This is a genomic window from Proteiniclasticum ruminis, from assembly GCF_900115135.1.
GTDB lineage: Bacteria > Bacillota > Clostridia > Clostridiales > Clostridiaceae > Proteiniclasticum > Proteiniclasticum ruminis_A.
In genome coordinates this window covers 182,219-208,821 of record NZ_FOVK01000003.1, presented here as the reverse complement: position 1 = coordinate 208,821, position 26,603 = coordinate 182,219, and the positions used below count along the sequence as shown (strand labels likewise).

Here is a 26,603-nt window from a genome sequence, read left to right as displayed (position 1 = left end):
TATATTTGATTTTCTATTATAGTGACATTCCCCTTCCCTGTCAATGATTTTAGCCATTTTGGAGAAGCTCGTCTTTGTAGGTTGCAAGGAGTTCCAGCACCTTTATAGGGTCGGTCTCCTGATTGATAGCATTCTTCACTTCCGTATTTCTTGGCAGTCCTTTCACATACCATCCGATATGTTTTCTCATCTCACGGACTGCTTTGTGCTCCCCTTCATAGGATAAAGTATTTTTATAGTGGAGCATCAGAATATCCATTCTTTCTTTAAATCCTGGGCGTTCATAGGGCTTACCCTCTAGCGCAGCATTGATTTCCTCAAAAATCCATGGATTCCCCAAAGCTCCTCTGGCTACCATGATGCCGTCACATCCTGTTTCAAGGACTTCTAAGGCATCTTCTCCTGTGAAGATATCTCCATTGCCGATGACAGGAATGGTGAGTGCTTCCTTGATTTTCCGGATGATTTCACGGTCAGACTCGCCGGAGTAATACTGCTCCCTGAATCTTCCGTGGACTGTGACAAGATCTGCGCCTGCGTCTTCCATCCTTTTGGCAAAGTCCAACGCTGTCTCGTCCTCCATCTTAAACCCTCTTCTGAACTTGCAGGTGACGGGTTTTGAAGTGGCTTTCTTCACCTCACGGAGTATCCCCGCCGCTTTTTCCGGATCCAGCATAAGCGCGGAACCCTCCCCGTTTTTCACAAGCTTCGGTGCAGGACATCCCATGTTGATGTCAAGAAGGACGATGTCCTCATTTTCATCCAATACTCTGGCTGTCTCTGCCATGATGTCCTTCTCGCTGCCAAAAAGCTGCACTGCGATGGGTTTTTCCTTAGGTGAGATCCTCAGAAGCTCTTTTGTGTTCTGGCTTCCGTAATGAAGCGCTTTGGCACTGACCATCTCTGAGTATACCATAGAACAGCCCATGGATATGGCGATTTCCCGGAAAGAAATATCTGTGACGCCTGCCATAGGCGCCAGAAAGACTTTACTCTCAAGGATCTTATTTCTTATTTTTATCATAGATCAGTTTCAACCCTTCCAGGGTAAGATTAGGTTCCAGGGCATCGATACAGTCGGTGCTCTGTTTCATGAGTCTGGAGAATCCTCCGGTGGCCACCACAAATGGCTCCTCTTCTCCATCTTCCATCATTTCGATCTTCATGAGCTTTACCAGACGCTCCACAAGGCCGATATACCCGTGTACAAGACCGGACTGCATGGAAACCACAGTATTCTTTCCAATGACCTTTTCAGGCTTCAGAAGCTCAATACGGGGCAGCTTTGCTGCTTTCTCAAAGAGAGCATCTGCGGAAATCTTGATGCCTGGAGAGATAATTCCTCCTGCATAGGTTCCATCTTTTTTCACGGAGCAGAACGTGGTTGCTGTACCAAAATCAATGATGATGAGACTCTTTTTGTATTTTGCGGAAGCGGCTACAGCGTTTACTATTCTGTCTGCTCCTACTTCCTTCGGATTGTCTGTTTTCACATTGATGCCTGTTTTCACGCCAGCGCCCACCACAATCGGTGTCACTTTGAACACCTTGCGCACCATATTCTCTAACGAGTACATGACATTCGGCACAACAGAGGAGATGATGACTCCTTCTATGGCACTGGGTTCCAGATTGTTCAGCCGAAAAAGGCTGATGACATCAATGGAGATTTCATCGGATGTTTTCATGCTGTTGGTGGATAGTCTGAAATCAGAAATAATCTTTTTACCGTCATGGACACCCATGACGATGTTGGTATTTCCTACGTCAATTAACAGGATCATAAGACAACTCCCCATGTAATTTTAAAAGCAGCTGAAAAGCTGCTTTTCCCAAACTTGTTTATGGCAATAATATTTTTAACACTATAATTATAGTAAAAAACGCCTTTTTGTCAAGCTCATTTGCATCTTTTCTCTTGATTCACAAGGAGACACTCCTACGCAAAGCTCTATTTTTCAGAGGTTGAATCACAGCAAATCACAAGATTCTTTTACTATGTTTTGATACATACTCTTCTGTTGCAGGAACTAGATGCACAATCGTTCCATTGGCGATTACACCAACTCTGTTTCCCGAAAACTCTGTGTAGTCAAAATCTACTCCAATTACTGCATTGCCTCCACGAATCACCGCTTGCGCTTTCAGCTGCATAAATGCAGCTTTTTTGGCATCCTGAAGCTTTCTTTCGAATCCAGTTGACCTCAATCCAAAAAAGTCAGCAAAATCGCCACTGAACTCTGAGAAAAAACCCGTTCCCAAGACTACTTCAGATGTAACAATATCGACATACTCTTCCACTAAAAAGCCGTCAATATGATTTGTTGTTGTGAGAATAACTTGTTCAGCTTTCTCCATGATGATTTCTGTCGCACAGTGGCTACAGTACTCCTTATTTAATATAATCCTATAATCATCTGTCAGATCACTGATTTCTTTTTTGCAAGAACTACATATAATACTCAAACTATTCATCTCCAATGCGTTTATTACTATTATGTACTATAGTATCATATTTTCACTTAGATCTTACTAAGAGCCTTTTATAGCTCCGATCCACAAGAATCGCTCCTAAAGGTGCTGTGAGCACAATGGAGACCACAGCCACCGTCAGGATGATTTCACCCGATGGGAGCCCCATGGCAAGAGGCAGCCCTCCAATGGCTGCTTGAACTGTAGCCTTGGGAAGATACGCCATGGCCGAGAAGGCCCTTTCCTTCCTTGTGAGCGGTGTTTTCAGAAGACTGAGGAATACCCCTAGAATTCTAAAAAGAAGCGCCAGAAGGACCAGAAGGACCGCTGGCAGACCTGCAGTGAGCACAAGGCTCAAGTTGACAGAGGCGCCCACAAGGACAAAGAGCAGAAGCTCCGCTGCTACCCAAAGCTTGGAAAACTTCCCTGAAAGCCTCTTTGCCACCTCATACTTCTTTTCCTGAAGCAAGATCCCCATGGCCATGACAGCTAAAAGTCCCGAGAATCCAACGATTCCCTGGAGCATCTCTTCCAAAGAGACCAGAAGAAAGGCCATAGAAAGGATCACCAGAACCTTACCGGTATCTCTTATATGGAACCGCGTAAATACCCATGAAAGAAACAGTCCCACGAAACCTCCCGTAACGACACCTAAAACAATCGCCACCGGAATACTGAGAAACTCACCTAGATGCATTTCTCCCGTGAGGGCAAATCCAGTGAAAGCGGTGAAAAGAACAATGACAAAGACATCATCCACAGAGGCCCCCGCCATGATCATCTGAGGGATCTTCTGATCTCTTCCGTATCCGTTCTCCATCAGCTTCAGCATCCTTGGCACAATCACCGCCGGAGATACCGCAGCCACCACCGTGCCTAGGATCAGCGCATCCAGGATACCCAGCCCCAAAAACTTCGGTGCCAGAAGCGTCACGCCTAAGATTTCAAATACTGCAGGGACAAAGCAGAGAAGCATTGCGGGTCTTCCCACCTTTCTCAGATCCTTAAGATCCAAGTTGAGTCCTGCCCTAGTGAGTATGATGATGAGTGCGATCTTTCTCAGTTCAGAAGAAATTCCAAGGATGCTCCCATCAATGTAATTCAGCATATACGGTCCAAGAAGCACCCCTGTCAGCAACATGCCAAGGAGCTTCGGAAGACCAAGCTTCTCAAAAACATTACCAAGAAACATCCCCAGAAGAAAGATCAGCGCCAAAGAAAATAACATAATACACTCTCCATTCTTAAGTAAGGGCATAAAAAAAGCCAATGCCCCTACGATTTTCGTCGTAGAAGTCATCAGCATACTTGCGGTTTTGGCAGTTTTTGCCATGGAAGCACTTCATTTCCAGAAGTCTATCTTAGTACACTTCATTCCATAGAGTCAAGGCTATTTTCTGTATTTCCTTATTATTTCAATCATCTGCTGATACTCCCGCTCCATATCAGAAACAAGCTTCATCTGATTTCGGGCTCTGTGAAGATTATGCTCCGGATAGGAGATCTTATAGTAGATGTCTCCCTCCAGATAATCCTTCAGAAATCTCATGCCACATTCATAGGTCATGATTTTCGCTGCAAAAGGCAGATATTCAATCTCAAGGTCCGTCAGAAACTCTCCCTGGCTGAAGTAGCCACGTACATAGGCTTCAAAAAGCGACAGGTCAAAATGCACCTTGCTGAGATCTATCTCATCCTCCAAGGCTGTGGTGGCTCCAGACCGGATGGCATCTCCAAAATCATAAAGAGACACCCCTGGCATCACGGTATCAAGGTCCACAAGGCACACTGCTTCTCTGGTCTCATCATCAATCATGACATTGTTGTATTTCGTGTCATTATGGGTCACACGCACCGGAAGTCTTCCTTCCCGAAGAAGTCCGTTGATGATCTTCGTGTCCTTCTCTCTCTCCAGAAAAAACTCAATCTCCTCCGCACACTCTACTGCGCGGTTTACCGGATTCTCCAGCACGGTATGCTGGAAGTCCAAAAATCGCTTTTCTGTGTTGTGAAAATCTTTGATGGTCTCATGGAGTGTCTGTCCATCAAACTCCCCAAGAAGCTTCTGAAACTTTCCTAGGGCCTGACCGGATTTATAGAAATCCTCTGGCCCCCCCACAATTTCGTAGGACCTCGCTCCTTCAATGAAGCGATAACATCTGTAGAACTCTCCTTCATAAAATACATGGTGAGCTCCTTCTTTTGTATGGACCACTTGGAGCACTTCTTTATCCACATCTCCACCGGCTTTTTCCACACATTCTTTCAGATACTCTGTGACTTTTACAATATTGTCCATGAGCGCCACAGGATCCTTGAATATGGAGCGGTTGATCCTCTGGAGAATATAGCGTTTTTCCTGGTCTTTATCCATATGAACACTGACGCGATAGGTATCATTGATGTGCCCTTTTCCGTATCGGATGATTTCTTTGATTTCTCCTCCCTCCGAAAATGGAAGAAAAATCTTCTTTAGTTCCTCTCTCATACTTCCTCCCACAAATTTCGGGGATACTGCCCCTTTTGGACTTTCTCAAGAAGTCCTTCTGCTACATATTGTTTGTCTTCAGAGTAGGTCATCCCCAGCCAGGTCTCCTTGCTTTCTCTCACAAGAACCTCCAGCTCTTTCCCATTCACCAGGGCCTGTATGGCTTCCGGAAGAAGAAACTCTTTTTTCAGTTCTTGTCCTGAGGTTTTCAGAAACGCTGCGAACTCTTTCTCCAGCTGGCTGAAAATGGTCGGATGAAATCCCCATACATTCATGGAAACCGGCTGGCTGGGAAGCACTTTCAGATCCGCCCATTCCTGGGAACAGATTTCTTCTCCTTCATAGGAAAGATCCTTGATCTCCCGCACATGAAGAAGCATGCCGTCTTCTTTGGCAGTAACCAGTCCCCGGGATACACTGCCGAACCTGCTCATGGTTTTCTCCAGCTCATAAGCAACCAGCGCCCCTTGCTTCTCATTCAGGGTATCCAGAATCCTGGACATCTTCTCGAAGGTTTCTTCTCCGTAAAAATCATCCGCATTGATGACCATAAAGGGGCCGCTGATTTCGTGGCGTGCCGCATATACCGCCTGTCCTGTTCCCCAAGGTTTTTTTCGTTCTGAAGACAGAACAGCCCCATCGGTCCCCTCAGGCACATCTTCTTTCTCCTGATAGGCATAGGCAATCTTCCCATAAGGTTTCATTTTGTCCGCAAAAGCTTCTTCAAAGAGATGCTGATTCTCCTTGCGGATCATCAGCACAACTTTTGTGAATCCATGTCTGAACGCATCAAACATGGAGTACTCCAGAATGCACTCTCCGGACGGACCTACAGGAGTCAGCTGCTTCAGGCCGCCAAACCTTGAGCCCATGCCCGCAGCCATAACCAGCAGCGTTTTTTCTCTCTTTTGTCTGTTCATCCTTCTCCTCCTTAGCGTTGTGCCGCGTTATAAAGATAAAGATCGCCAAGAAGAAGGCCAAGGCCGAGGATCATGATCCCCAGACCTCCCGGCCCTTGTGTTCTATGACCTGCAAAGAGGAGTACCAGTCCTGCCAGGAAAACTCCTGTCATAAGAATCGTCTTACTCTTCATTTTTCTCCATCTCCATCCATCTGATTTCCTGAGGCGCTAAAACCGTCATGGTCTTTCTGCCCTTTTCATCATAGACTGCAGTTTTTTGCTCTGAATCTGTGTTGTTCACCAGAGCATATCTTCCAATCTCCGGATATCCATGCACTTCCACATAAATATTCTCGGCAAAAAGCTTATGGAGCTCTTCTTCCTTATGGGCCGCATAATACATGCACCTGTGAAGGAGCCTTGCATTCTCAAAATTGAAGGGAAGTCCTGCAATATAGATGCCTCTTCCTTTCCCGAAGTCATGGGCGGAAAGCTCCACCTGACCGTCATGGTAGCTGAGAATCTCGGTGTCTTTGCCTAAAGCATAAATATTTTTCATGCCTTCACCAAAGTCCAGTGGGGATTCTATCCCCTCTGTGATGAAATGCTTCTCCTTGGCTGTGTGGAAGTATTTGTCTGTGCTGAGACTGAAGCCCAGCTCTTTGTCCACGCCAAGAATGTCTGCCAGCTGGAAGTATCGGCCGCCATGATGCACCGCAGAAGGTTCTCCCACCCCGATGAATCCACCGCCTTCGTAGACCCATCTTCTGATGGTGGTGACAAGCTTCTCATCGAGCCACTCCTCTCCACCAGAAAATGCAGTCCCTGCATCCCCTGCATTGAGAAGCACATCCACATCCTGTGGCACGCCATTGGTTTTCACATCTTCGAAAGACAGGAAGGATACTTCCACGCTGTCTCCACTTAAGGCTTCCAAAATACCCAAGTAGGAATAGATCTGCTTGTACCACAGTGCATGGGCTACCATATGGGTCTGCCAGGACCTGAGGGTACCCCAGGAATTAAGCACCGCTACTTTGAGGCCTGTGTATGGTTTTTTTCCTTTAATGTTGTCGTAGATTTCTCTGAATTCATCTGTGACCTTTTCGATATAATCCACAAAGCTCGGGAACTGATAGGCAAGAGAAAGGTATCCGCCGTATCCGATCCGGTCCACAGGCTTTCTCATGATGGCACGTCTGGCCATTCTCCAGTTTTCTTTCGCCTCGATGGTAGGGTCATTGCCTTCTCTGAACGTATCCGGGAAGAAGTAAGGAAGGAATCTGCCCTCCGTATACTTTACCCCGGGAATTTCTGAAATCATCCGAAGGGTTGCGCCTCCACCTACGGAACCGACCACAGCATCCAAGCCAATTTCCGGGAAGTACTTGCCGTAGGGCTCTGTGCCGATCCAGTTGTCTCCCAGGAACATCATGGCTTCTTTTCCGTGCCTGTGCACCTCATCCACCAGTTTTTTCGCCTGCTTCGCCACATAAGCGCTCTGGAAGTCAATGAAATCCAGATACTCCTTTGTGGGCACACGGAAAGCTGTATTATAGTATCCCTTGTCCACAATATGCTCTGGGCGCAGTCTGTAGCCTTTTTCCTTGGCAAAGGCTTCTAAAGCATCTACAGAAACGCTGGCGCTGTATCCAAACCAGTCCACAAACTTCTCTTTTCCAAGATCATTGAACACCAAAGTGAAATGATAGAAGAAGGTGGTGAATCTTACAACGTCTGTCCTTGGATTCTCTTTCATCCACTGGCTCATATAGCTATGGATATATTCATTGGAGTGCTTCTTTCTCACATCAAAGGGAATATCATGCTCTTTGTCTCCCCAGTTGTTGGTGATATGGTTGTACATCTGGGTGGGATCCCAGATGGCTTTCACCAGGAAAGACACGGTGTACTCATGGTAAGGTGCGATGTCTTTTAACACCACTTCATCACTTTCAGTCCATACCTCCCAGTTCTCCACAGGCACCACGGTGCCCAGTGTCCGGTCCATGACCTCCCAGTAGATCTTTGGGTCATGATCGTAATCCGGCATCACCTGCTGGCGGAAATATCCGTCCATAAAAGAAATGCGGAGAGTGGTGTCCACCGCTAAAGTATGGCGGCTCATAAGATAAAGAGACTGGGTCTCCTCCATATGGTTTCTTGAAAAATCATTATGTCCTCTGCTGACAAAATAAGTGGTATAGATTTTGGCATCCAGGCTTTTCAGGTCTTCCGATAGCTTTGTGCCGTCACTGTCTCTGATGGCATCTGCGCCCCAGCGCTCCATCATTTCCTTGGTTTCTTCTAAAAACCCCGTTTCACTTGGCAAGGTCACGCGACCTTTAGTTTTACTCATATTATCCTTTCACTCCTCCAACAGTCATTCCTTCAGTTAGTTTCTTTTGTACAAGCACATAGAGAATCAAGGTCGGCAGCATCACCAGCACAAGACCGGCATACATTGGACCATAGTTAGCCGCGCCTCTTTGAGACTGCATCAGATTGATGAGCCCCACCGGCAGCGTTTTGGTGCTGCTGGGCATCAGCGTCAGGGCGATGATGTATTCATTCCAGAATGCCAGGAAGTTGAAGAGAATCACTGTGATGATGCTGGGTTTCGCCATGGGAATCATAATGGAAACCATAGTTTTGAAATGGCTGGCTCCATCCACACTGGCCGCTTCTTCAAACTCTTTGGGAATGGTTCTGAAATAATTGGACAGAAGATATACGGTAAAAGGGATGGCTGTGGCCGCATACACAAGGGCCAGCACAAACCTGTTGTCCAAAAAGAATCCTCTGTCAAAGCGTCCCCGAAGCGCGATGTCCCAGTCGAGGAGCATCAGAAAAATCGGTACGACGATGTAGTTCACGTTGACGAAAATTCCAGCCTGGAAAATACCCGAAAGAATTTTACGTCCTTTAAATTCAAATCTTGCGAGAGCATAGGCACAGGGAATAGAGACCAGAAGAAGAATTCCGATGGCCAGTGCCGTCACCACAATGGAGTTTGTGAAGTACTCTCCCATATTGGCAATCTCCACTGCTTCTTTAAAGTTCTCCCAGCGGATGGCCTTGGGCAAGCTCCAGGGATTTCCGTAAAACTCCTGATTGTCCTTGACGGAAGCCATAAAAACCCAGAGAACCGGAACGATGATGCTGACAGCAAGAGCAATCAGCGCACTATAGATGAAGAGCTTATACAGATTGATTTTGTTCTTTTTCATCCGATCCTCCTATTTAATACTGGTACTGTTCCCGTTTCGTCAGCTTGTTCACCAGCAGTGACAAGAGGAACGAAAAGAGGAAGATCACCACACCAATGGACATACCATATCCGTAACTGGAATTGGTATACGCCTGGTTGTACATATAATTTAAAATTACATTGGAAGCACCATCAGGTCCTCCGGAAGTCATCACCTTCACAAAGAGAAAACTCAGATTGATGGAGCTGATGACATAAAAAGTCAGGGTTGTCCTTACCGTATCCCACACAAGGGGCAAAGTGATACTGAAAAACTGCTTCACTTTTCCAGCACCTTCAATATCCGCTGCTTCGTAAAGATGGACCGGGATGCTGCTCATACTGGCCATGTACATGACCATGTAATAGCCCACTGCCTGCCAGATCATGGCCACAATGATGGCATAGAGCACAATTTTCTGATTGCCCAGCCACTGGATGTTCTGAAATCCCTCTCCCTGAATGCTTCTTAAAAGACCATTGAGAAGACCCATACTGGGGTCATAGATGGCTGAGAAGATGGAGGAAATCACCACCACGGACAGGATATTCGGTATATAGAACACGATTCTGAAGAAGTTCTGCCCTTTAATCTTTTCGCGCACAAGAATAGAGGCGAAGATCATGGCTACAGAAAGCGTCACCATAGTGACAAGGACAATGATCATCAGGGTGTTCTGCAGTGACCGTATAAAATTGGTGTCTTTTGTGAGAAGAAGAAAATTATTCAGTCCTACGAAGGTCTTGTTTCTCGAGAGACCTCCCCATTTGTATAAAGACATGATGAAGACATTCAGCGTAGGATACGCCATAAATACAAGAACAAGAATCAAGGCCGGCGCAATGCAGGCAGCGATGAATCTTTTCTTTGCTCTGTCTTTCATTCATATCACTCCTTTCAAAAATGAACGGTGGAAGAGTTTTCTTCCACCGTAATCATCCGTAAAATCAACTCATTAGTTGTTCATTGCAGCACTGATTTTGGTCACTGCATCCACAACTTCCTGATGCCATGTATCCACTGTCTTGTCTCCTGTGGCTACAGAATTGATGGTGCCAAAGAGAATTCCGGTGCTGCTTACAAGATCTACACCTTCCACTGCTGGTGCAGACTGGAACCCGCCCATGGCTGCCTTTGCTCCATCGTCATATACAGAATAGTAAAGCTTGTTTGGATCTTCATCCGTCATAAAGGAAGAAGCTGTCGTCACAGGCATAACTGCACCGGACTTCTCATAGATGATCTTTGCTGCTTCATCTGAGTACATATAAGCAATGAACTCTTTGGCAAGATCTGCTTCCTTGGCTCCTTCAGGAATGTACATCTGTTCAAAGAATGTATAGGAGTAACGGTCTCCGCCCTTTTCCACTGCTGGCAGTGCGGTGAATCCCCACTCGAAGCCTTCTGCTCTTGGTGCTTTTTCCATTTCTCCAGGCAGCCAGGTACCGTTTGGAATAAACAGAGCTTTGTTGTCAAGAATCAGCTGCTGGTTCTTGGTAAATCCTTCATTGTTTGCCTGAGCCACTGTGTCAGGATGATTGTAGGAAACAAGTTCACCAACGATGGCGAACACTTCTTTCATGGTATCGCTGTTCCAGGTCTCCACATCAAAGGTCATAGCCTTGTTGAAGAAGTCAGCACCACCTACCTCATTGACCAGTGCATAGAAGAAGGCATCAAAGTATCCTGTGGTAGGATAGGTGAACAGGGAGCTACCATTGGCTTTTGCAGTCTCATTCAGCGCAAAAAGCTCTTCAAAGGTTTCTGGAAGGTCATAGGTCTTTCCTTCGCCCACCAGGCCGCTGTTATAGAACAGTCCTGTTGGTCCATAGAAAAGCGGTGCCAGATAAGTCTTTCCATCCCCATAAGGATTGGTGATTAAAGTATCGGTAAAGCCTGGGATGATTTTTTCAGAAACGGTAACCTCTTCTCCAGGAACCTTCATGGAGAGCACATCTGTGATATCCATGACAGCATTCTCTTTGATGAGGGTTTCTGTCATCATGCCTTCACGGCCTACGGAGATATACATAAGGTCTGGCACATTCATGGCCTGGATCTGAGGTCTCAGAACATCTTCGATGTTCTTCTCCAGTGTCAGTTCTACGGTAACACCTGGATTGTTTTCTTCAAACTTCTCTGCAACGGCCATCCAATGCTCTTTTCCGTATCCTCCGTCAAGACCCGCAATTTTCAGGGTTCTTTCTTCTGTTTCCTCAGGAGTTTCTGCTGGTGTTTCTGGACCTCCTGGAGTGACAGGATCATCTTCAGCTTTCTGACCGCAGGCTGAAAGGCCAACGACCAGGGTAATGGACATAAGAAGTGCTAAAATTTTCTTCATGGGACCCTCCTAGTTAATCATTGCTCTACGCAACTTGTTATCTTTAGTATAAATTTCGGTAAACGTTTTTAGTATCATTATCTTGTGATGAATTGTCATTATATTGCTATATCAGAAAATTTGTTTATAATGAGGTAAAAGGATTACATTCTAAGTGGAAAGGAGCGCTCATCTTGTCCAATATCGTCTATAAAATCATCAACCACAACAATGAACGGATTTCCGCCAGCCTCATCTATGTCTCAAAGGCCCGTTATGAGAAAGACTGGCATTCCACCATGCACAGCCATCCTTTCACAGAGCTCTTTTATGTGGTGAAGGGATCCGGGAACTTTCTCATTGAAGACAAAACCTTCCACGTGGTGGAGGATGACCTGGTCATTGTCAATGCCAATGTGGTCCATACGGAGTCTTCCAAGGATGCAAACCCTCTGGAATATATCGTGCTGGGCATAGACGGACTTTCCTTGTCTCTTTACGAAACGGGGCGTCCACAGGAAGACAGCTTCTACAGTTTCCACAATTACCGAAAACACCGGGAAGAAATCCTCACTGTATTTCAATCCCTCATCAGTGAAGTGGAAAAGAAGGAAGACGCTTATGAAGTCATCTGTCAGAACTACCTGAATATCCTGCTCCTCAATCTGGTCCGAAGAACCAAATCCGCCTTGAGGCTGGCTCCTCAAAAGAATACCACCAAGGAATGCACCTATATCAAAAACTACATTGATATCCACTATTCAGAGCCCATCACCCTGGATACCTTAGCCAATGAAACCTATCTGGACAAGTATTATCTGGTCCATGTGTTCAAAAAACATTTCGATACCACACCCATCCATTATCTCATAGATAAAAGAATTGAGGAATCCAAACATCTCCTGGAAACCACCCATCATACGGTTTCCCAGATTTCAAACATTGTAGGTTTCAATTCCCAGTCCTATTTCACTCAAACCTTCCGGAAGAAGATGGGGTGCACTCCGGCTGAATACAGAAAAAGAGAGCGAAAATCTTCCTTCCATTCAAAAGAGCGGTGATTCCTAAAAATCACCGCTCTTACTGTCTTGCCGCTTAGAACAGACCTACAATATTTCCTTCTTCATCAATGTCCATGAGATTTGCCGCAGGTACCTTTGGCAGGCCCGGCATGGTCATGATGTCTCCGGTGAGGCATACGATAAAGCCCGCACCATTACTGAGCTTCACTTCATTCACCTTCACTTCGAAGTTCTTTGGTGCACCCAGAAGCTTCGGATTATCGGACAAAGAGTACTGGGTCTTGGCCATGCAGATGGGCTTCTTATGGAGTCCCATGGCTTCAATCTCTTTAATGGTTTTCTCAGCCTGTGCGCTGTACGCCACAGAGCTTCCACCATAAATCTCCTTGACGATGGTCTCTATTTTTTCTTTGATGGATTTGTCCACATCATACAGTGGTTTATAGGTTCCGGATTTCTCAGCAACTTCCACAACTTTATGCGCAAGAGCTTCTCCGCCTTCTCCACCCTTTTCCCACACTTCTGTAAGAGCCACATTCACGTGGATGTTGTTGAGGAACTCTTCAATGAACTGCAGCTCCTCTACGGAATCGGACATGAAGCGGTTGATGGCAACCACAGGCTCCAGATTGAACTTTCTGATGTTCTCGATCTGCTTCTCCAGGTTCACAATACCCTTTTTCAGCGCATCCACATTTGGTGTGGAAAGATCTGCTTTCAGAACACCTCCATGATGTTTCAGGGCTCTTACCGTGGCTACAATGACCACAGCACTTGGGTTCAGTCCGCCAAATCTGCACTTGATGTCCAGGAACTTCTCTGCACCAAGGTCCGCCCCAAATCCAGCTTCTGTTACCACATAGTCCCCAAGCTTCAATGCCGTCTGGGTAGCTAAGATGCTGTTGCAGCCATGAGCAATGTTTGCAAAAGGTCCGCCATGGATGATGGCCGGTGTGTTCTCAAGTGTCTGAACAAGGTTTGGCATGATGGCATCTTTCATGAGAAGCGCCATGGCTCCCTGAACCTTCAGGTCTTTGGCAAATACAGGTTCTCCCTGCAGATTGTATCCGATCATGATCTCGCCCATTCTTTCTTTCAGGTCTTCCAAAGAAGTGGCAAGACATAGAATGGCCATGACTTCAGAAGCAACGGTGATCATAAATCCGTCTTCTCTTGGGAATCCGTTTGGCTTTCCGCCAAGTCCTACATTCACCTGTCTTAAGGATCTGTCATTCATATCCATGACTCTCTTGAAGAGAATTCTTCGGATATCCAGATTCAGCGCATTTCCCTGATGAATATGGTTGTCGATGGCTGCTGCCAAGAGGTTGTTCGTTGTCGTAATGGCGTGCATGTCTCCTGTGAAATGAAGATTGATGTCTTCCATCGGAACAACCTGGCTGTATCCGCCACCTGCTGCTCCACCCTTTACGCCAAAAACAGGACCTAAAGATGGCTCACGCAGCGCAATGACTGTCTTCTTGCCGATTCTGTTCAGCGCCTGGCCAAGTCCTACGGTCACGGTAGATTTTCCTTCCCCTGCCGGAGTTGGATTGATGGCTGTGACAAGAATCAGCTTGGCATCTTCCTTGTCCTTGTTTCTCTTTAACACCTCAAGAGAAATCTTGGCTTTATACTTGCCATAAAAGTCCAGGTCATCCTCAGAAAGACCTATCTTCCCTGCCACATCTCTGATGTGGAGCATGGTGGATTCTTGAGCGATTTGAATATCGGTTTTCAACAATATGTACCTCCCAGTTCTATATATTAATTTAAGAGTTATGCAATTTATCCATGAACTTCTGCCGGTTCACAAGAACTCTCTCATGATGCGCTTCTCCCAGAAGATGTTCCTTTTCAAAAGCCAGGAGATGAAACTTCACTTTCTTCCCTGAAACCTCCGTGATCTTTACCTTCAGCAGCACTTCTGCACCAACAAGGCTTGCTCTCAAGTGTTTCATTTCCATGGAAATGCCCACCGTTGTCTCTTCCGAAGATAGATATGGAATGAGGGATTCCTTCGCCCCATACTCCATGAAAGCAATGAGTCCAGGTGTGCCGTATACAGGCAGATCTCCGGATCCTAACACCTCAGCGGTGTCTTTTTCTTCTACTGATCGTATGAATTCCTTTTCCAGTCCAATGAGTTTTTCGATGACAATTCCCCTCCAATCTATTTAATTATAGCATCCCTTCTCCATTCCCGAAACATGGAAAGGTGAAGTTTCTGTAATCATTTACATCTCTTCCCAAAAGAAAAGGCAGCTTCACTGCCTTTTCTAACTGTTCTGTTTCAGTTTGAACTACACCTGTTTCTAAGCCTCTGTCAGAGGATTGCCAGAAAAGTCATCTTCTTTGGCATCTTCTTTAGAGGTCTCTTTCTCAACTTTTTTTACAGAGTCATCCTTCTTCTCCAAAGGCAGCTCCGCATGGGTGCGTTTGGTGATGTTCCCTGTGGTGAAGAGTTCTTCAAATTCTTCTGCTTCAATCTTCTCAAATTCCAGAAGTTTTTCAGCAAGCAGATGGAGCTTGTCGATGTTCTCCTTCAGAATCTCTTCTGCTCTCTTATAAGCTGTATCCACCAGCTCTTTCACTTCGTCGTCAATGAGCTCTCCCATCTTCTCAGAGAAGTTCTTGGACTTGGAGAAATCACGTCCAAGGAACACTTCCTGATCCTCTCCAAAAGAAATGGTGCCCACCTTTTCACTCATACCATATTCAGTGACCATGGCTCTTGCGATTCTGGAAACGCGGTCGATGTCATTTTTGGCTCCTGTGGAAATATCCTTCAGAACCAGGGACTCCGCCACACGTCCACCCAAAAGCGCAACCATGCTGTCCAGCATTCTGGATTTACTCATATAAGAACGGTCTTCCGTCGGCATATGCATGGTGTATCCGCCTGCCATCCCTCTTGGAATGATGCTGATCTGATGCACTGGATCCATATTGGGAAGCACTCTGCCAATGATGGCATGTCCTGCCTCATGATACGCAGTGAGTCTTCTTTCGTGGTCTGAAACCACTCTGGATTTCTTTTCTGTTCCAGCGATGACCCTGGTGATGGCTTCATCCAGTTCACGCATGGTGATGAACTTTTTATTGGCACGCACAGCAAGAAGTGCCGCTTCATTGGTTAGATTCTCTAGATCCGCCCCTGTAAATCCGCTGGTCATTTTCGCCAGAACTTCCAGGTTCACATCTTCTCCAAGAGGCTTCTTGCGTACATGAACCTTGAGGATCTCTTCTCTGCCCTTGGCATCGGGATACCCAACCGCAATCTGTCTGTCAAAACGGCCTGGTCTAAGGAGGGCATTGTCAAGAATGTCCGGTCTGTTGGTGGCTGCCACCATGATGATGCCTTCATTGATACCAAAGCCATCCATCTCTACCAGAAGCTGGTTCAGCGTCTGTTCTCTTTCATCATGACCTCCGCCAAGACCTGCGCCTCTTTTTCTGCCCACAGCATCAATTTCATCGATGAAGATGATACAAGGTGCATTTTTCTTAGCCTGTTCAAACATGTCACGCACTCGGGAAGCACCGACACCCACAAACATTTCAACAAAGTCTGAACCTGAAATACTGAAGAACGGTACCCCAGCTTCTCCGGCTGCTGCCTTTGCAAGAAGGGTTTTACCGGTTCCAGGAGGTCCTACCAAAAGGATGCCTTTAGGAATTCTAGCGCCAACTTCAAGATACTTCTTAGGGTTTCTTAAAAACTCCACCACTTCCTGAAGCTCATATTTTTCTTCTTCTGCACCAGCCACATCTTTAAATGTGACGGTTTTATTGTCGGGGTTTGCCATTTTAGCTCTGCTCTTGCCAAAATTCATGGCATTCCGGTTGCTGGAGCCCATATTCTGGTTCTGCTTGTTCATAAAGAAGATGAAGAACACCACACCACCCAATAGAAGCAGCGGTGTAATCACCGTCCAGATGGAGAAATCAGATCTTGGGGCGTACCGTTCCACAACGGCCTCGTTATTGTTCTCATTTAAAAACTGAGCCAGTCTCTCTGGTGCGGCTACTGTTGTGAAAATGGTGTCATCGGTCATTACGCCACGGATGGTCATTCCATCAGAAGCGACATTGATCTCTTTTACCTTATTTTCAGAATAAGCCGTGGTGAACTCATTGAATGATATGGAATTTTTTTGCGCATCCAAATCGCTGAAATAGATCATAGCAATGACAAGCAGCATGATCACAGCGATGAAGCTGAAAAGATTTGGTCCTCTTTTAGTCGTATTCATCGTATTATCAGGTAAACTGAATTACCCGCTCCTTTCCTCTGTTACTTAGTATTATGAAGCAGAAGCCTCAATTAAATTGTATGCTACTTATTATACTCCATAAACCTTAAACTTAACATTATTTTTTTACCTATTTTTTGTAAACTTCATCCTTGAGAGAAGCTACATATGGAAGATTTCTGTACTTTTCCGCATAGTCGATGCCGTAGCCGATGATAAACTCATCGGGCACTTCAAATCCTACATAGGTCACAGGGATATCTCTTACTCTTCTTTCCTTTTTATTGAGCAGACACACGATGTCCGTTCCTGCTGCTTTTCTTGCTTTCAGATATTCTACAAGGTAGCTAAGGGTGAGCCCCGTATCTATGATATCTTCTACGATGAGGATGTGTTTTCCGGTGACATCTTCATCCAGATCCTTGATGATCTTCACGACACCTGAGCTTTCCGCACCAGAGCCATAGCTGGATACTTCCATGAACTCAATATTGCAGGGTATGGTGATTTCTTTCATAAGGTCTGTCATAAACACCACAGAGCCCTTGAGAATCCCCACAAGAACAAGTTCCTTGCCTTCATAGTCTTTACTGATTTTCGCCCCCAGTTCTTTACATTTTTCTGCCAGTTCTTCCCGGCTGATCAGAATATCCTTCACATCATTTGCAATCATTTCATTTCCTCCTCAAATATCCCGATTTCCAGGATTCTCTCTGTTTTCTCTCGTACTTTATAATCTTCGCTGATCATCATGTGACCGATGTAGATGATGTCTTTATCATACTGGAACACCAGAAGCTCTTCCCGGTCCTCCCTACTGACCTTTCTGTCAATGAGAATGTTCTTCAGCTTCCGGTATCCATTCATGCCGAAAGGCCTCATCCGGTCCCCTTCATCTCTGTGTCTCACAAGGATTTCTCCACGGATGAGATCTCCATTGAAGAACCGGAGCTGTTTGTCTTTTTTCATTTCTTCCCGTTCAATATAACGGAGTGTGATTTTTTGGCCTTTCACATGATAGGTTCCTGGTATACTCAGCACTTCGTGCAGCATAGTATTTTCCCTTTCTGTCTGTTCTTTTTTTATTTCAATCAGAAGGTCTCCATAGTCATTTCTTCCCTGTACTCCTTCTTTGATATCCAGTTTCTTTCCCGTCTCCTTCATAAACAGCTGAAGAAGATCTCTGATATGAACCTCTTCAATATCCCTGAGATTTCCTTTGACCTTTTGGACTGCGTCCATAAGAAGCCTGGAGGAAATAGCATAAGGAAGATCCTTCACCTCTTTAGAAAGCCGAACCTTCTCACCAGCTCCATGGAAGAAAAGCTCTTTTGCCTTCTCCACTTCCCCTTCGATGAACTTCAGATCTTCCACAAGAAGCCCTGTCATCCTGGAGATGCTTTCTGAAACGTCTGCATTGAAGTGCTTTTCAAGATAAGGCAGCACTTCATTTCTCATCCGGTTTCTCTGATACTCCACTTCATCATTGGTATGGTCATGACGGTATGAAATCTGATTCTTTTCAAGATACGCCAAAAGTTCGCTCTTCTTATAGGAAAGCAGTGGTCTCACATAACGGCCACGAAGGGAAGATATCCCCGTAAGGCCTTTTAATCCCGTGCCTCTCATAAGATTCAGAAGAACCGTCTCCACCTGATCATCCAGATGATGGGCCGTGGCACATTTTGAAAATCCCTCTTCCTTCATAACTTCCTCAAAGAAGGCATACCGGAGTGTTCTTCCGGCCATTTCAAAGGAAATTTTCTCCGCTTTCGCATAGGCGCCCACATCTACTTTTCTGGAGTAAAATGGAACTTTTTTTTCTTCGCAAAAACTTCTGCAGAAAGCCTCATCGGTATCCGCATTCTCTCTAAATCCATGATTGAGATGTACAGCTCCTAGGCTTAATCTAAAAGACTCTCTCAGTTCCAGAAGAAGGCTTAAAAGTGCGACAGAATCTATCCCACCCGAAAAGGCAACAAGTATCCTGTCTCCTTGTCCAATGATTTCTTCTTTCATGAGTGTATCCCGAAATTTATTTAACAGCATTTCATACTCCCAAGGACTTATTTTGCTACTCTTACTAGTTTACCTTCTTTTTTCTTTCATATCAATTGAAAAGGCAAGGATTTCTCCCTGCCTCTCTTTCTCAGTTCATCAAAAAATATCTTCCGGCAGATTGAGATCCACCACTGTGTCCGCTTTCTGGGACGGATCCTCGTGGATGTCTTTCATGCCCCGCATGGTGTTCAGAGATTTACAGCTCTGACATTCATAGCCTCCCTCTACAGGAATGAAATAAGTGATTTTTTCACAGTTCACGCAATATGCATCTTTTGCTTCCAACATGATCACCATCCCCTTTCCAGTCTATTTGTACCTCTATTATACAAACATCATCTGTGACTCACATGAAGACTTTAGAAAAAAACTGTGAACATTATGAATTCCGGGCACACCCTATCCTACATACCGTTTGCTGGAGCTGCTAAGAAATCAGACTTAAGAGCGATTCACCTTTTAGCTCCTCTTTACTCCAGGGTATCATGACAAAACGTCCTTTCATTTCCTCATAAACCAAGTTCGCCCATTTTCGTTCCTCTTTCTGTTTTTCTCTGACAAAAAGGGAAGGATCGGAAAGCTGCTGCAGCGTCTGATTGAGAATCCAGCTGTCCACATGGATTCCTGCTCTACTGAGGTCTTCTTTCAGCCTCTTCGCTTCATAGAAAGGAGTGGGTTCAGGAAGTGATACAATGAACACTTTGGTCTCTTCCTTATTCCTGAGTCTTGGCAGAAGTGTTCTCACCGCTTCCGGAATATCCCCTTGGCTTCTTTCCACTTCTTTATGGTAACTTTCTGTGCTGTCCAAAAGGAGCAAAGTATGCCCCGTTGGTGCAGTATCAATAATCAGAAGCTCTTCGCCGCTTCCATGAACGATCTCTGCAAACTTCCTGAAAATGGCAATCTCTTGCGTACAGGGACTTCGAAGGTCTTCTTCTATATATGCAAGATCTTCTTCAGAAGCACCTTCCGCTTTTTTCAGGACCTCTTCTTTATAGTGTCTAAGTTCCTGTTCCTCATCAATAAAGGATACTTTCAGATTTTCCGATTCATGAACCGTTTCCGTCAGATGGTTTGCTGGATCTGTTGTTGTCAGATGCACCTTCACTCCCTTTTCCGCAAAGAACATCGCCATGGCCGAGGCGATGGTGGTTTTTCCAACGCCTCCTTTCCCCATGGTAAAGAGAACTCTAGTACCGTCTTTCTGGATTTCTTCCAGCAACTGCTGGAAATCCATAGAAGAATGAGCTTCATATTCTTCGTTCACATATCTTCCTGAAGTGCTTGTAAGCATTCTTCTGATGTTTTCTACAGAATCCATGGCATACGACCTTAGGGGAATATAGAACGTCTCAATACTCTCAAGTTCTTCTGGTCTCTCATTCAAAGCTTTCTCCTGCTTGATCTTCATCATTTCCAGGACTCCTTGAGGATTTTCTTCTGTGATGATGCCATTGACGAGAAGAAGCTGATTTCTAACACCAAGCTCCTTCAGCTCTTTCGATGCTCGGGAAGCTTCTTGAAGAGGAGATCTGTCTGGCCTTGTCACCAGCACCATCCTCGTCTTTTTCTTGTCCTTTAATACTTCTACTGCTTCTTTATAGACCTCTCTGCTTTCTGTGAGCCCTGACAGCTGCCCCAGGCAGGAGGCTCCTGAGGTATTCTGATCCAGAAAACTGGTCCAGGCAGAGGGCAGTTCCAGCATTCTGAGTGTATGACCCGTGGGTGCTGTATCAAATAAAATATGATCAAACTCCTCCTGAATCATTTTATCTGCTAGTAGTGTAGTGAACTCATTAAAAGCTGCCACTTCCACGGTGCAGGATCCTGAAAGCTGCTCCTCCATATTCTGTATGGCTACCTCCGGTAAGATGCCCCGGTATGGAGCCACTACAGATTCCTTGTACTTTTCCGCAGAAACAATCGGATCGAGATTCATCAGGTACAGATTTTTCACACTCTCAACTTCTGTCTTCTCATTGGAAGCTTTCAGCTCAAAAAGGTCCTGAAGATTTGAAGCGGGATCCGTACTTACCAGAAGAACCTTCTTTCCCATCTCTGCCAAAGCCACCGCTGAAGCTGAAGCAGCCGAAGTTTTTCCCACTCCCCCCTTACCCGTGAAAAAAACATACTGATAAGACTGCAGATCTTTCGGATTGTATATGCTCATAACGTCACCCTACAGGGTCAGCAGCTTGTCATTGCTGCCTTCAAGTTCTTCTGTTTGAAGTCCGGTCCATGTGGAAAGCTCCTCTGTGCTTGGATACTCTCCTGTCTTCACAATCTTTCCATTCATGAGTGTAACGGGAAGCACGCTCATTCCTTTTTCCTTCATGAGCTCCGTCAAACCTGGATTCTTCGCAAACTCCATGGGATGCATAGAGAGATTGTAACGTCTTGCTCCAAATCCTTTTTTATTCAGGCCCCGGATCACGGTGGTGATTCTTAGAAGCTCCGGATCCACGGAGGGACCACAGACGCCAGATTCACAGCACAATGCTTTTTCATAGATTTTGATTTCGCAGTTTTCACTCATATTAAACAATCCTTTCTTCATTCATAAACAGCAGCACATTGTCTTTCAGAGACTCGCAATTATAGTTTTTCACTCTATATTCTTGAAGCCTCTTCCGATCCTCCTCATATATCTTCTCCCCTTTCAGAGATTCAATCATAGAGGAAATAAACGGGTAGGATTTCAAAGTCTCCTTCTTCAACCTGTAGTAACTGTACTTGGCGTCCTTCCTGTAATCTGTCACCAGAGCTTCATTCAGCTTAGCCAAGTGCCTCGAAACATTGGACTGGCTCATGGAAAGGATCCCTTCCAGTTCGCAGGCACACAGTTCTCCGTCTGACAAGAGATGTAATATTCTCAACCGGTTTTGGTCTCCCAAAGCTTTAGTGATCTTTAACACATCCAGATTCTTTCGCCTCCTTCATATTATCATATTCAAATATAATCATATGACAAAGCGCGTAGGATGGCAACCTTTCTTCAAAATTCTCGTGGAGATTCCTTCACAATCCCTTGAATGTTTTTATCCCTTAGGCTATAATTAGTAATGTTCATCGGGGTGTAGCGCAGATGGTAGCGTGCTAGACTGGGGGTCTAGAGGTCGCAAGTTCAAGTCTTGTCACTCCGACCATAAGAGCTTTTTCCATAATATTGGGAGAAAGCTCTTTTTTCTTGCGTTTCATTAGATTCATTGAATAAAAAAGAACCAGACGCCTTCATTTTGAAATGAAGAAATCCGGTTCTTTCTTTAAAAATCTAAGCGCCTCCAAACATCACAAGGCTTGCTGCCATGACCATCATGCCAGAGATAAGGCCATAAATGGCAATATGGTGTTCCCCATATTTCTCAGCTGTGGGCAGCAGCTCATCAAGAGAGATATAGACCATGATCCCTGCCACAATGGCAAAGACAATACCAAACATGGATTCCGAAAGATAATTCCTCAGCAGAAAATAACCGATGATGGCACCTACAGGCTCAGAAAGCCCTGACAGAAAAGAGTACTTGAATGCCCTTCTTCTGCTGCCAGTGGCATGATAAATGGGCACAGATACTGCAATCCCTTCTGGGATGTTATGGATGGCAATGGCCACGGCAATACTGATTCCCATGGCCGGGTCTTCCAGGGCACCAATAAAAGTGGCGAGCCCTTCCGGAAAATTATGGATGGCTATGGCCAGAGCCGAAAACATCCCCATTCTCATAAGACTATGGTTTTCTCTGGCTTTCTTTGCCTCTTCGAGATCTTCAATATCTCTCATTTCGTGAGGATTCTCGGCCTTTGGCACCAGTTTGTCGATGAGGGCGATGATAAAGATCCCTCCAAAAAATGCCAAGGTAGTATAAAGATACCCTTTCTCAGATCCGTGAACAGCCTGCAGAGAATCTTTTGCTTTTACGAAAATCTCAATCATAGAGACATAAATCATGACTCCTGCAGAAAAACCAAGAGCCGCGGACAAGAATTTTTTGTTGGTCTGTTTCGTATAAAAGGCCATAAGGCTTCCTACACCCGTTGCTAGACCTGCAAATACTGTGAGCATAAAAGCAAACAGTATACTGCTTACGTCATATTCCACATAGATCACCTCATTATTTAGATACTTTTCATCTAGTGTACCAAAAGTAGCTCTCCATTTATAGTCAAATGATGTAAAAAGGCAGATTCCTTCGCTGATGGAAGGAGTCTGCCTTTTAAACCTTTATTATAGAAGCTTTAGCCTTATATCCTCTTCAGATTCTTCTCCACTTCTTCCACGGTCTGGCAGTATAAATCTGCTCCCGTTTCTGTAGCCACATTCCCAATATTGAGAAAAGCTCTTCCGCCAATAATAATGGTGGGAGTCTTGGTCCCAAACTTCTGTTTAATGACATCGATCAGGAGCTTTGCCGAATCAATATGATAGGGCATGGTGACGGAAAGAATGATGGCATAAGGCTTTTTGTCCTTGATGGCCTGGACGATATTGTCCGTAGGAATCATATTACCAAGATACATGACATTGTGTCCATTGGACTCGAGAAGATCTCCTACCATTTTCAGACCGATATGATGCTGCTCCGCTCCTGGTGTCAGAAGAAGGATCGGTCTTTCTCCATCTCCTTCCTGAAACTTTCTTCTTTTCACCAGTGCCATATTCTCCAATGAGATCTCTGCTATAAAATGCTCTTTCCAGATGGGCATTTCACCTTTCTCCCAGAGTTCTCCTGTTTCTTTTAGAGAACGCTCAATGTAGTCATGATAGATAACTTTGGATGGGACGCCTTTTTTCAGCAGATGGAGAAGAATCTTCCGGACCATCTTCTTATCCCCTTCCATGAGACTTTTCATATAAAGCTCATAGGGATAATCTTTTGTATCCTCGGCTCCTTTGCTTTCCACTTCTTTTTTTACCAGCTGGTCATCCCTGCCTAGAAGATAATCCACCGATACTTTATAAAGGTCGGCAATTTCCGATACCTTACTGAGATCCGGAACTCTTGTGCCATTCTCGTAGTTCGCGATGGTGGTCTGTCCGATGCCCAAAGCAGCTGCGGCATCCTTCTGGGTCATGCCGTACTTTTTTCTTAGATCTTTAATACGAGATGAAAACTCTTTGCTCATGCTTTCTGGTACACCGAAACCCTTGTGTACCAACCCTCCTTTCTGTTTGTTCCAACACACAATACGTGTTAATTATTGCATTCTTTCTTATTTAATTACATTAAATCACGTTTTGTGATAGACTGCAAGTTATTCAATTCAATTGTTTGCAATATTTCATTACGTGGTATATTATTGTTGTAAGAAATAACTAATTGAACAAGAGGTGTGTTATGAATCAGCATTTAGAAGAATTTACCCATCTACTGGAACAAGAGAACAGAAATGAAGCCCTGCACTATATCCTAACCCTTCTAAAGCAGGGAACCTTCAGTCTTATGGAAGTTTATGAAGAGATCCTTGCTCCCTCCTTAAATACAATGAAGAGTACAGGAAACGAAGAGCAGGATATTTGGAAAGAACATGTCAGAACCTCCATCATCCGCACCATTGTAGAAAACTGCTTCCCCTATGTAATGAAAGAACGGGAAGAAAAATACGGTGTCACCAGTCATAAAACGGTAGCTGTGGTTTGTCCTCAGGACGAACATCACGAACTGGGTGCAAGAATGATCACAGACTACTTCACCATGCTTGGCTACAACGCAGTCTTTGTGGGCAGCAACACTCCGAAGGAAGTCTTTGTGGCTGGACTGAAATCCCAAAAACTGGACTACATCGCTTTAAGCATCACCAATCCCTATCACCTGGTTTCTGCAAGAAACACCATCGCAAAGATCCGGGAAGCAAGTAAAGAGACCAAAATCATCGCAGGAGGCTACGCCATCTCAAAACTTGGCGAGAAGAGAGAAAGCCTTGGTGCAGACTATTATATGACAACATTCCATGATATTATTTCCATCTCTGGAGGGGACATAAAATGAAACTAGCATTTCAAATCGCAACCCGATTTTTAAAATCCAGTAAAGGACAGACCATACTTATTGCCCTTGGCATCGCCATTGGTGTTTCCGTTCAGATTTTCATCGGATCCCTGATCCAGGGTCTTCAGAAATCTCTGGTGGATACCACCATCGGCAACCAGCCTCAAATCACCTTAACCTCGAATAATGAAGAAAAACTCATCGCAGATTATGATGAAATCGTCGAAAGAATTTCTGAGAATGAGGAAGAAGTCATCAATCTCTCCGTGGCTGCAGACGGTCCCGCACTGATTTCAAAAGATGACGAGACCTACAGCATCCTGCTTCGAGGTTTCAACATTGAAGATGCGGACAAAATCTTCAACATCAAAGAAAGCCTTGTGGATGGTACTCTCCCTGAAAATGAAGGCGAAGTGCTCATCGGTGTGGATCTTAAAGAAGAGGCCGGCATCTCCATCGGAGATGAGATTGAGCTTCTGGCAAACTTTGGCGATACAGCCACCGTTACCGTCACCGGATTCTTCAACTTAGGGGTCGCTTCCTTAAACAAGTCCTGGACCATTACAAATCTTGAAACGGCTCAGAATATCTTCTCCTATGACGATCAGGTCACCAGCATCAACATGCAGCTGAAAGATGTCTTTCTAGCAGATACGGTAGCTGATTCCATCAACGAGAGAGAAACCTCCGAGACCTTAGTAGTAGATAACTGGAAAGCTCAGAATGAAGAGCTTTTAAGCGGTCTCAACGGCCAAAGTGTATCCAGCATTATGATCCAAGTCTTCGTCATGATCTCTGTGCTTCTTGGTATTGCAAGTATCCTGGCCATCACTGTGGTGCAGAAATCCAAGCAGATCGGTATCCTGAAAGCCATGGGTATTAAAGATAAAGACTCCAGTCTCATTTTTCTCTTCCAGGGTCTCCTTCTGGGGGTACTTGGCGCAATACTGGGTGTAGCTCTGGGTCTTCTTCTGGCCTTCACCTTCACGAAGTTTGCTCTGAATCCTGATGGAACCCCTGTAGTTCCACTGTTTATCGACCCCATCTTCATTACATTCTCAGCAGTGATCGCTGTGGCAGCCTCTGTCATCGCCGCCCTTATCCCTGCAAGAACTTCCAGTAAATTAAGTCCAATTGAGGTGATCAGAAATGCTTAATAATGTGATTGAACTAAGAAATATCAACAAAATATACGGCGCTGCAGTGAAGACCCAGGTGCTCCATGATGTGAGCCTTGAGATCAGAGAAGGGACTTTCAACTCCATCATCGGACAATCCGGTTCTGGAAAAAGCACCTTGCTGAATATTGTCGGTACACTGGATAAACCCTCCAATGGAGAAGTGTACATCGGTGGAAAAAGGACAGACCAGATGAACAAGGAAGAGCTGGCGGTTCTTCGAAATGAGACCATGGGATTCATTTTCCAGTTCCACTACCTGCTCCCGGAATTCACTGCTTTTGAAAATGTGCTGATGCCCTATAAGATCCTGCATGGGAAAGTGACAAAGGAAGCGGAAGACCGAGCCAACGAACTGATGAACCTTGTAGGCCTTGAAAAAGTAAAGAACAACCTGGCCACCAACATGTCAGGTGGGCAGCAGCAGAGAACAGCCATTGCAAGGGCCCTCATGAACAATCCCAAGATCATTCTTGCAGATGAGCCCACAGGAAATCTTGATTCTGACACCACGGAAACCATCTATAATCTGTTAAGAGACATCAACAAGAAATTTAACACTACCTTTGTGATCATCACCCATGATCGAAGAATTGCAGAAAAAGCAGACCGTATCATCGAAATCAAAGACGGACGCATTGGTATGGACGTCTAACACAAAAAAGGAAAG

The 26,603-nt window shown here is 45.1% G+C and carries 26 protein-coding genes, 1 tRNA gene and 1 riboswitch; of the genes, 5 read left to right on the top strand and 22 right to left on the bottom strand.

The window, feature by feature from the left end; translation table 11 throughout:
• Window positions 1–49: 49 nt before the first annotated feature.
• From dusB to BM243_RS07365, 11 genes are all read right to left on the bottom strand, one after another.
• Window positions 50–1,021 carry a tRNA dihydrouridine synthase DusB gene (dusB, locus tag BM243_RS07410; RefSeq protein WP_074911765.1) on the bottom strand — a complete coding sequence of 324 codons (972 nt, stop codon included), beginning with the start codon at window positions 1,019–1,021 and terminating at the stop codon, window positions 50–52.
• Window positions 1,005–1,784: a type III pantothenate kinase gene (locus BM243_RS07405; RefSeq protein WP_031574747.1), complete on the bottom strand. Its 780-nt coding sequence runs from the start codon at window positions 1,782–1,784 to the stop codon at window positions 1,005–1,007. Before BM243_RS07405 ends, dusB begins: the two co-directional genes overlap by 17 nt.
• Before the next feature lie 196 nt (window positions 1,785–1,980).
• Window positions 1,981–2,466, bottom strand: a complete 486-nt coding sequence (locus tag BM243_RS07400; RefSeq protein ID WP_177213481.1) for a YbjQ family protein — start codon at window positions 2,464–2,466, stop codon at window positions 1,981–1,983.
• 52 nt (window positions 2,467–2,518) lie between these two features.
• On the bottom strand, window positions 2,519–3,700 hold the full coding sequence (locus tag BM243_RS07395; protein ID WP_074911740.1) for a cation:proton antiporter: 1,182 nt from the start codon (window positions 3,698–3,700) through the stop codon (window positions 2,519–2,521).
• A gap of 55 nt (window positions 3,701–3,755) precedes the next feature.
• Window positions 3,756–3,831, bottom strand: a riboswitch (Fluoride riboswitch).
• Window positions 3,832–3,862: 31 nt separating this feature from the next.
• Window positions 3,863–4,960, bottom strand: a complete 1,098-nt coding sequence (locus BM243_RS07390; RefSeq protein WP_074911739.1) for a phosphotransferase enzyme family protein — start codon at window positions 4,958–4,960, stop codon at window positions 3,863–3,865.
• Complete coding sequence (locus BM243_RS07385) at window positions 4,957–5,880, bottom strand: nucleotidyltransferase family protein (protein WP_074911738.1); 924 nt, start codon at window positions 5,878–5,880, stop codon at window positions 4,957–4,959. Before BM243_RS07385 ends, BM243_RS07390 begins: the two co-directional genes overlap by 4 nt.
• 11 nt (window positions 5,881–5,891) lie before the next feature.
• Complete coding sequence (locus BM243_RS15245) at window positions 5,892–6,053, bottom strand: DUF6903 family protein (RefSeq protein WP_177213480.1); 162 nt, start codon at window positions 6,051–6,053, stop codon at window positions 5,892–5,894.
• Entirely contained in the window at window positions 6,043–8,220 is a 2,178-nt protein-coding gene (gnpA, locus tag BM243_RS07380) for a 1,3-beta-galactosyl-N-acetylhexosamine phosphorylase (RefSeq protein ID WP_074911737.1), read from the bottom strand. Before gnpA ends, BM243_RS15245 begins: the two co-directional genes overlap by 11 nt.
• Window position 8,221: 1 nt before the next feature.
• Complete coding sequence (locus tag BM243_RS07375; protein WP_074911736.1) at window positions 8,222–9,091, bottom strand: carbohydrate ABC transporter permease; 870 nt, start codon at window positions 9,089–9,091, stop codon at window positions 8,222–8,224.
• Between the two features lie 13 nt (window positions 9,092–9,104).
• On the bottom strand, window positions 9,105–9,995 hold the full coding sequence (locus tag BM243_RS07370; RefSeq protein WP_074911735.1) for a carbohydrate ABC transporter permease: 891 nt from the start codon (window positions 9,993–9,995) through the stop codon (window positions 9,105–9,107).
• Between the two features lie 72 nt (window positions 9,996–10,067).
• Window positions 10,068–11,453 (bottom strand): carbohydrate ABC transporter substrate-binding protein, encoded by a 1,386-nt coding sequence (locus BM243_RS07365; RefSeq protein WP_074911734.1) that lies wholly within the window; start codon window positions 11,451–11,453, stop codon window positions 10,068–10,070.
• A gap of 173 nt (window positions 11,454–11,626) precedes the next feature.
• Between BM243_RS07365 and BM243_RS07360 the strand changes: the two genes are divergently transcribed.
• Window positions 11,627–12,493, top strand: a complete 867-nt coding sequence (locus BM243_RS07360; RefSeq protein ID WP_074911733.1) for an AraC family transcriptional regulator — start codon at window positions 11,627–11,629, stop codon at window positions 12,491–12,493.
• A 34-nt stretch (window positions 12,494–12,527) separates the two neighbouring features.
• Here BM243_RS07360 and BM243_RS07355 read toward each other — a convergent pair whose 3' ends face one another.
• The 9 genes from BM243_RS07355 to BM243_RS07315 form a co-directional block, all read right to left on the bottom strand.
• The gene (locus tag BM243_RS07355) at window positions 12,528–14,195 is read right to left on the bottom strand and encodes a formate--tetrahydrofolate ligase (protein ID WP_074911764.1); all 1,668 of its coding nucleotides are present in this window, start codon (window positions 14,193–14,195) and stop codon (window positions 12,528–12,530) included.
• 31 nt (window positions 14,196–14,226) lie between these two features.
• Entirely contained in the window at window positions 14,227–14,577 is a 351-nt protein-coding gene (locus tag BM243_RS07350) for a thioesterase family protein (protein WP_431602442.1), read from the bottom strand.
• A 192-nt stretch (window positions 14,578–14,769) separates the two neighbouring features.
• Complete coding sequence (ftsH, locus tag BM243_RS07345) at window positions 14,770–16,710, bottom strand: ATP-dependent zinc metalloprotease FtsH (protein WP_074911731.1); 1,941 nt, start codon at window positions 16,708–16,710, stop codon at window positions 14,770–14,772.
• Window positions 16,711–16,840: 130 nt separating this feature from the next.
• On the bottom strand, window positions 16,841–17,383 hold the full coding sequence (hpt, locus tag BM243_RS07340; RefSeq protein WP_074911730.1) for a hypoxanthine phosphoribosyltransferase: 543 nt from the start codon (window positions 17,381–17,383) through the stop codon (window positions 16,841–16,843).
• The gene (gene tilS, locus BM243_RS07335) at window positions 17,380–18,759 is read right to left on the bottom strand and encodes a tRNA lysidine(34) synthetase TilS (RefSeq protein WP_074911729.1); all 1,380 of its coding nucleotides are present in this window, start codon (window positions 18,757–18,759) and stop codon (window positions 17,380–17,382) included. Before tilS ends, hpt begins: the two co-directional genes overlap by 4 nt.
• Before the next feature lie 108 nt (window positions 18,760–18,867).
• Window positions 18,868–19,059, bottom strand: coding sequence for a hypothetical protein (locus tag BM243_RS07330; protein ID WP_074911728.1), 192 nt, complete (start codon window positions 19,057–19,059; stop codon window positions 18,868–18,870).
• 139 nt (window positions 19,060–19,198) lie between these two features.
• On the bottom strand, window positions 19,199–20,941 hold the full coding sequence (gene arsA, locus BM243_RS07325; protein WP_074911727.1) for an arsenical pump-driving ATPase: 1,743 nt from the start codon (window positions 20,939–20,941) through the stop codon (window positions 19,199–19,201).
• Window positions 20,942–20,950: 9 nt separating this feature from the next.
• On the bottom strand, window positions 20,951–21,307 hold the full coding sequence (arsD, locus tag BM243_RS07320; RefSeq protein ID WP_074911726.1) for an arsenite efflux transporter metallochaperone ArsD: 357 nt from the start codon (window positions 21,305–21,307) through the stop codon (window positions 20,951–20,953).
• A gap of 1 nt (window position 21,308) precedes the next feature.
• On the bottom strand, window positions 21,309–21,686 hold the full coding sequence (locus BM243_RS07315; RefSeq protein WP_431602441.1) for an ArsR/SmtB family transcription factor: 378 nt from the start codon (window positions 21,684–21,686) through the stop codon (window positions 21,309–21,311).
• 155 nt (window positions 21,687–21,841) lie between these two features.
• Here BM243_RS07315 and BM243_RS07310 point away from each other — a divergent pair.
• Window positions 21,842–21,917, top strand: a tRNA-Pro gene (locus BM243_RS07310).
• A 125-nt stretch (window positions 21,918–22,042) separates the two neighbouring features.
• Here BM243_RS07310 and zupT read toward each other — a convergent pair.
• Together zupT and BM243_RS07300 are read right to left on the bottom strand one after the other, a co-directional pair.
• Window positions 22,043–22,867, bottom strand: a complete 825-nt coding sequence (gene zupT / locus BM243_RS07305) for a zinc transporter ZupT (RefSeq protein ID WP_074911724.1) — start codon at window positions 22,865–22,867, stop codon at window positions 22,043–22,045.
• Window positions 22,868–23,010: 143 nt separating this feature from the next.
• A complete protein-coding gene (locus BM243_RS07300; RefSeq protein ID WP_177213479.1) occupies window positions 23,011–23,925 on the bottom strand; it encodes a helix-turn-helix domain-containing protein in 915 nt (304 codons plus the stop codon).
• Between the two features lie 179 nt (window positions 23,926–24,104).
• Here BM243_RS07300 and BM243_RS07295 point away from each other — a divergent pair, with 179 nt between their 5' ends.
• The 3 genes from BM243_RS07295 to BM243_RS07285 are packed head-to-tail and all read left to right on the top strand — an operon-like array spanning window position 24,105 to window position 26,588.
• Window positions 24,105–24,755: a cobalamin B12-binding domain-containing protein gene (locus BM243_RS07295; RefSeq protein ID WP_074911722.1), complete on the top strand. Its 651-nt coding sequence runs from the start codon at window positions 24,105–24,107 to the stop codon at window positions 24,753–24,755.
• Window positions 24,752–25,912: an ABC transporter permease gene (locus tag BM243_RS07290; protein WP_074911721.1), complete on the top strand. Its 1,161-nt coding sequence runs from the start codon at window positions 24,752–24,754 to the stop codon at window positions 25,910–25,912. The genes BM243_RS07295 and BM243_RS07290 overlap by 4 nt, the downstream gene beginning before the upstream one ends.
• The gene (locus BM243_RS07285) at window positions 25,905–26,588 is read left to right on the top strand and encodes an ABC transporter ATP-binding protein (protein WP_074911720.1); all 684 of its coding nucleotides are present in this window, start codon (window positions 25,905–25,907) and stop codon (window positions 26,586–26,588) included. Before BM243_RS07290 ends, BM243_RS07285 begins: the two co-directional genes overlap by 8 nt.
• The last annotated feature ends 15 nt before the right edge of the window (window positions 26,589–26,603 follow it).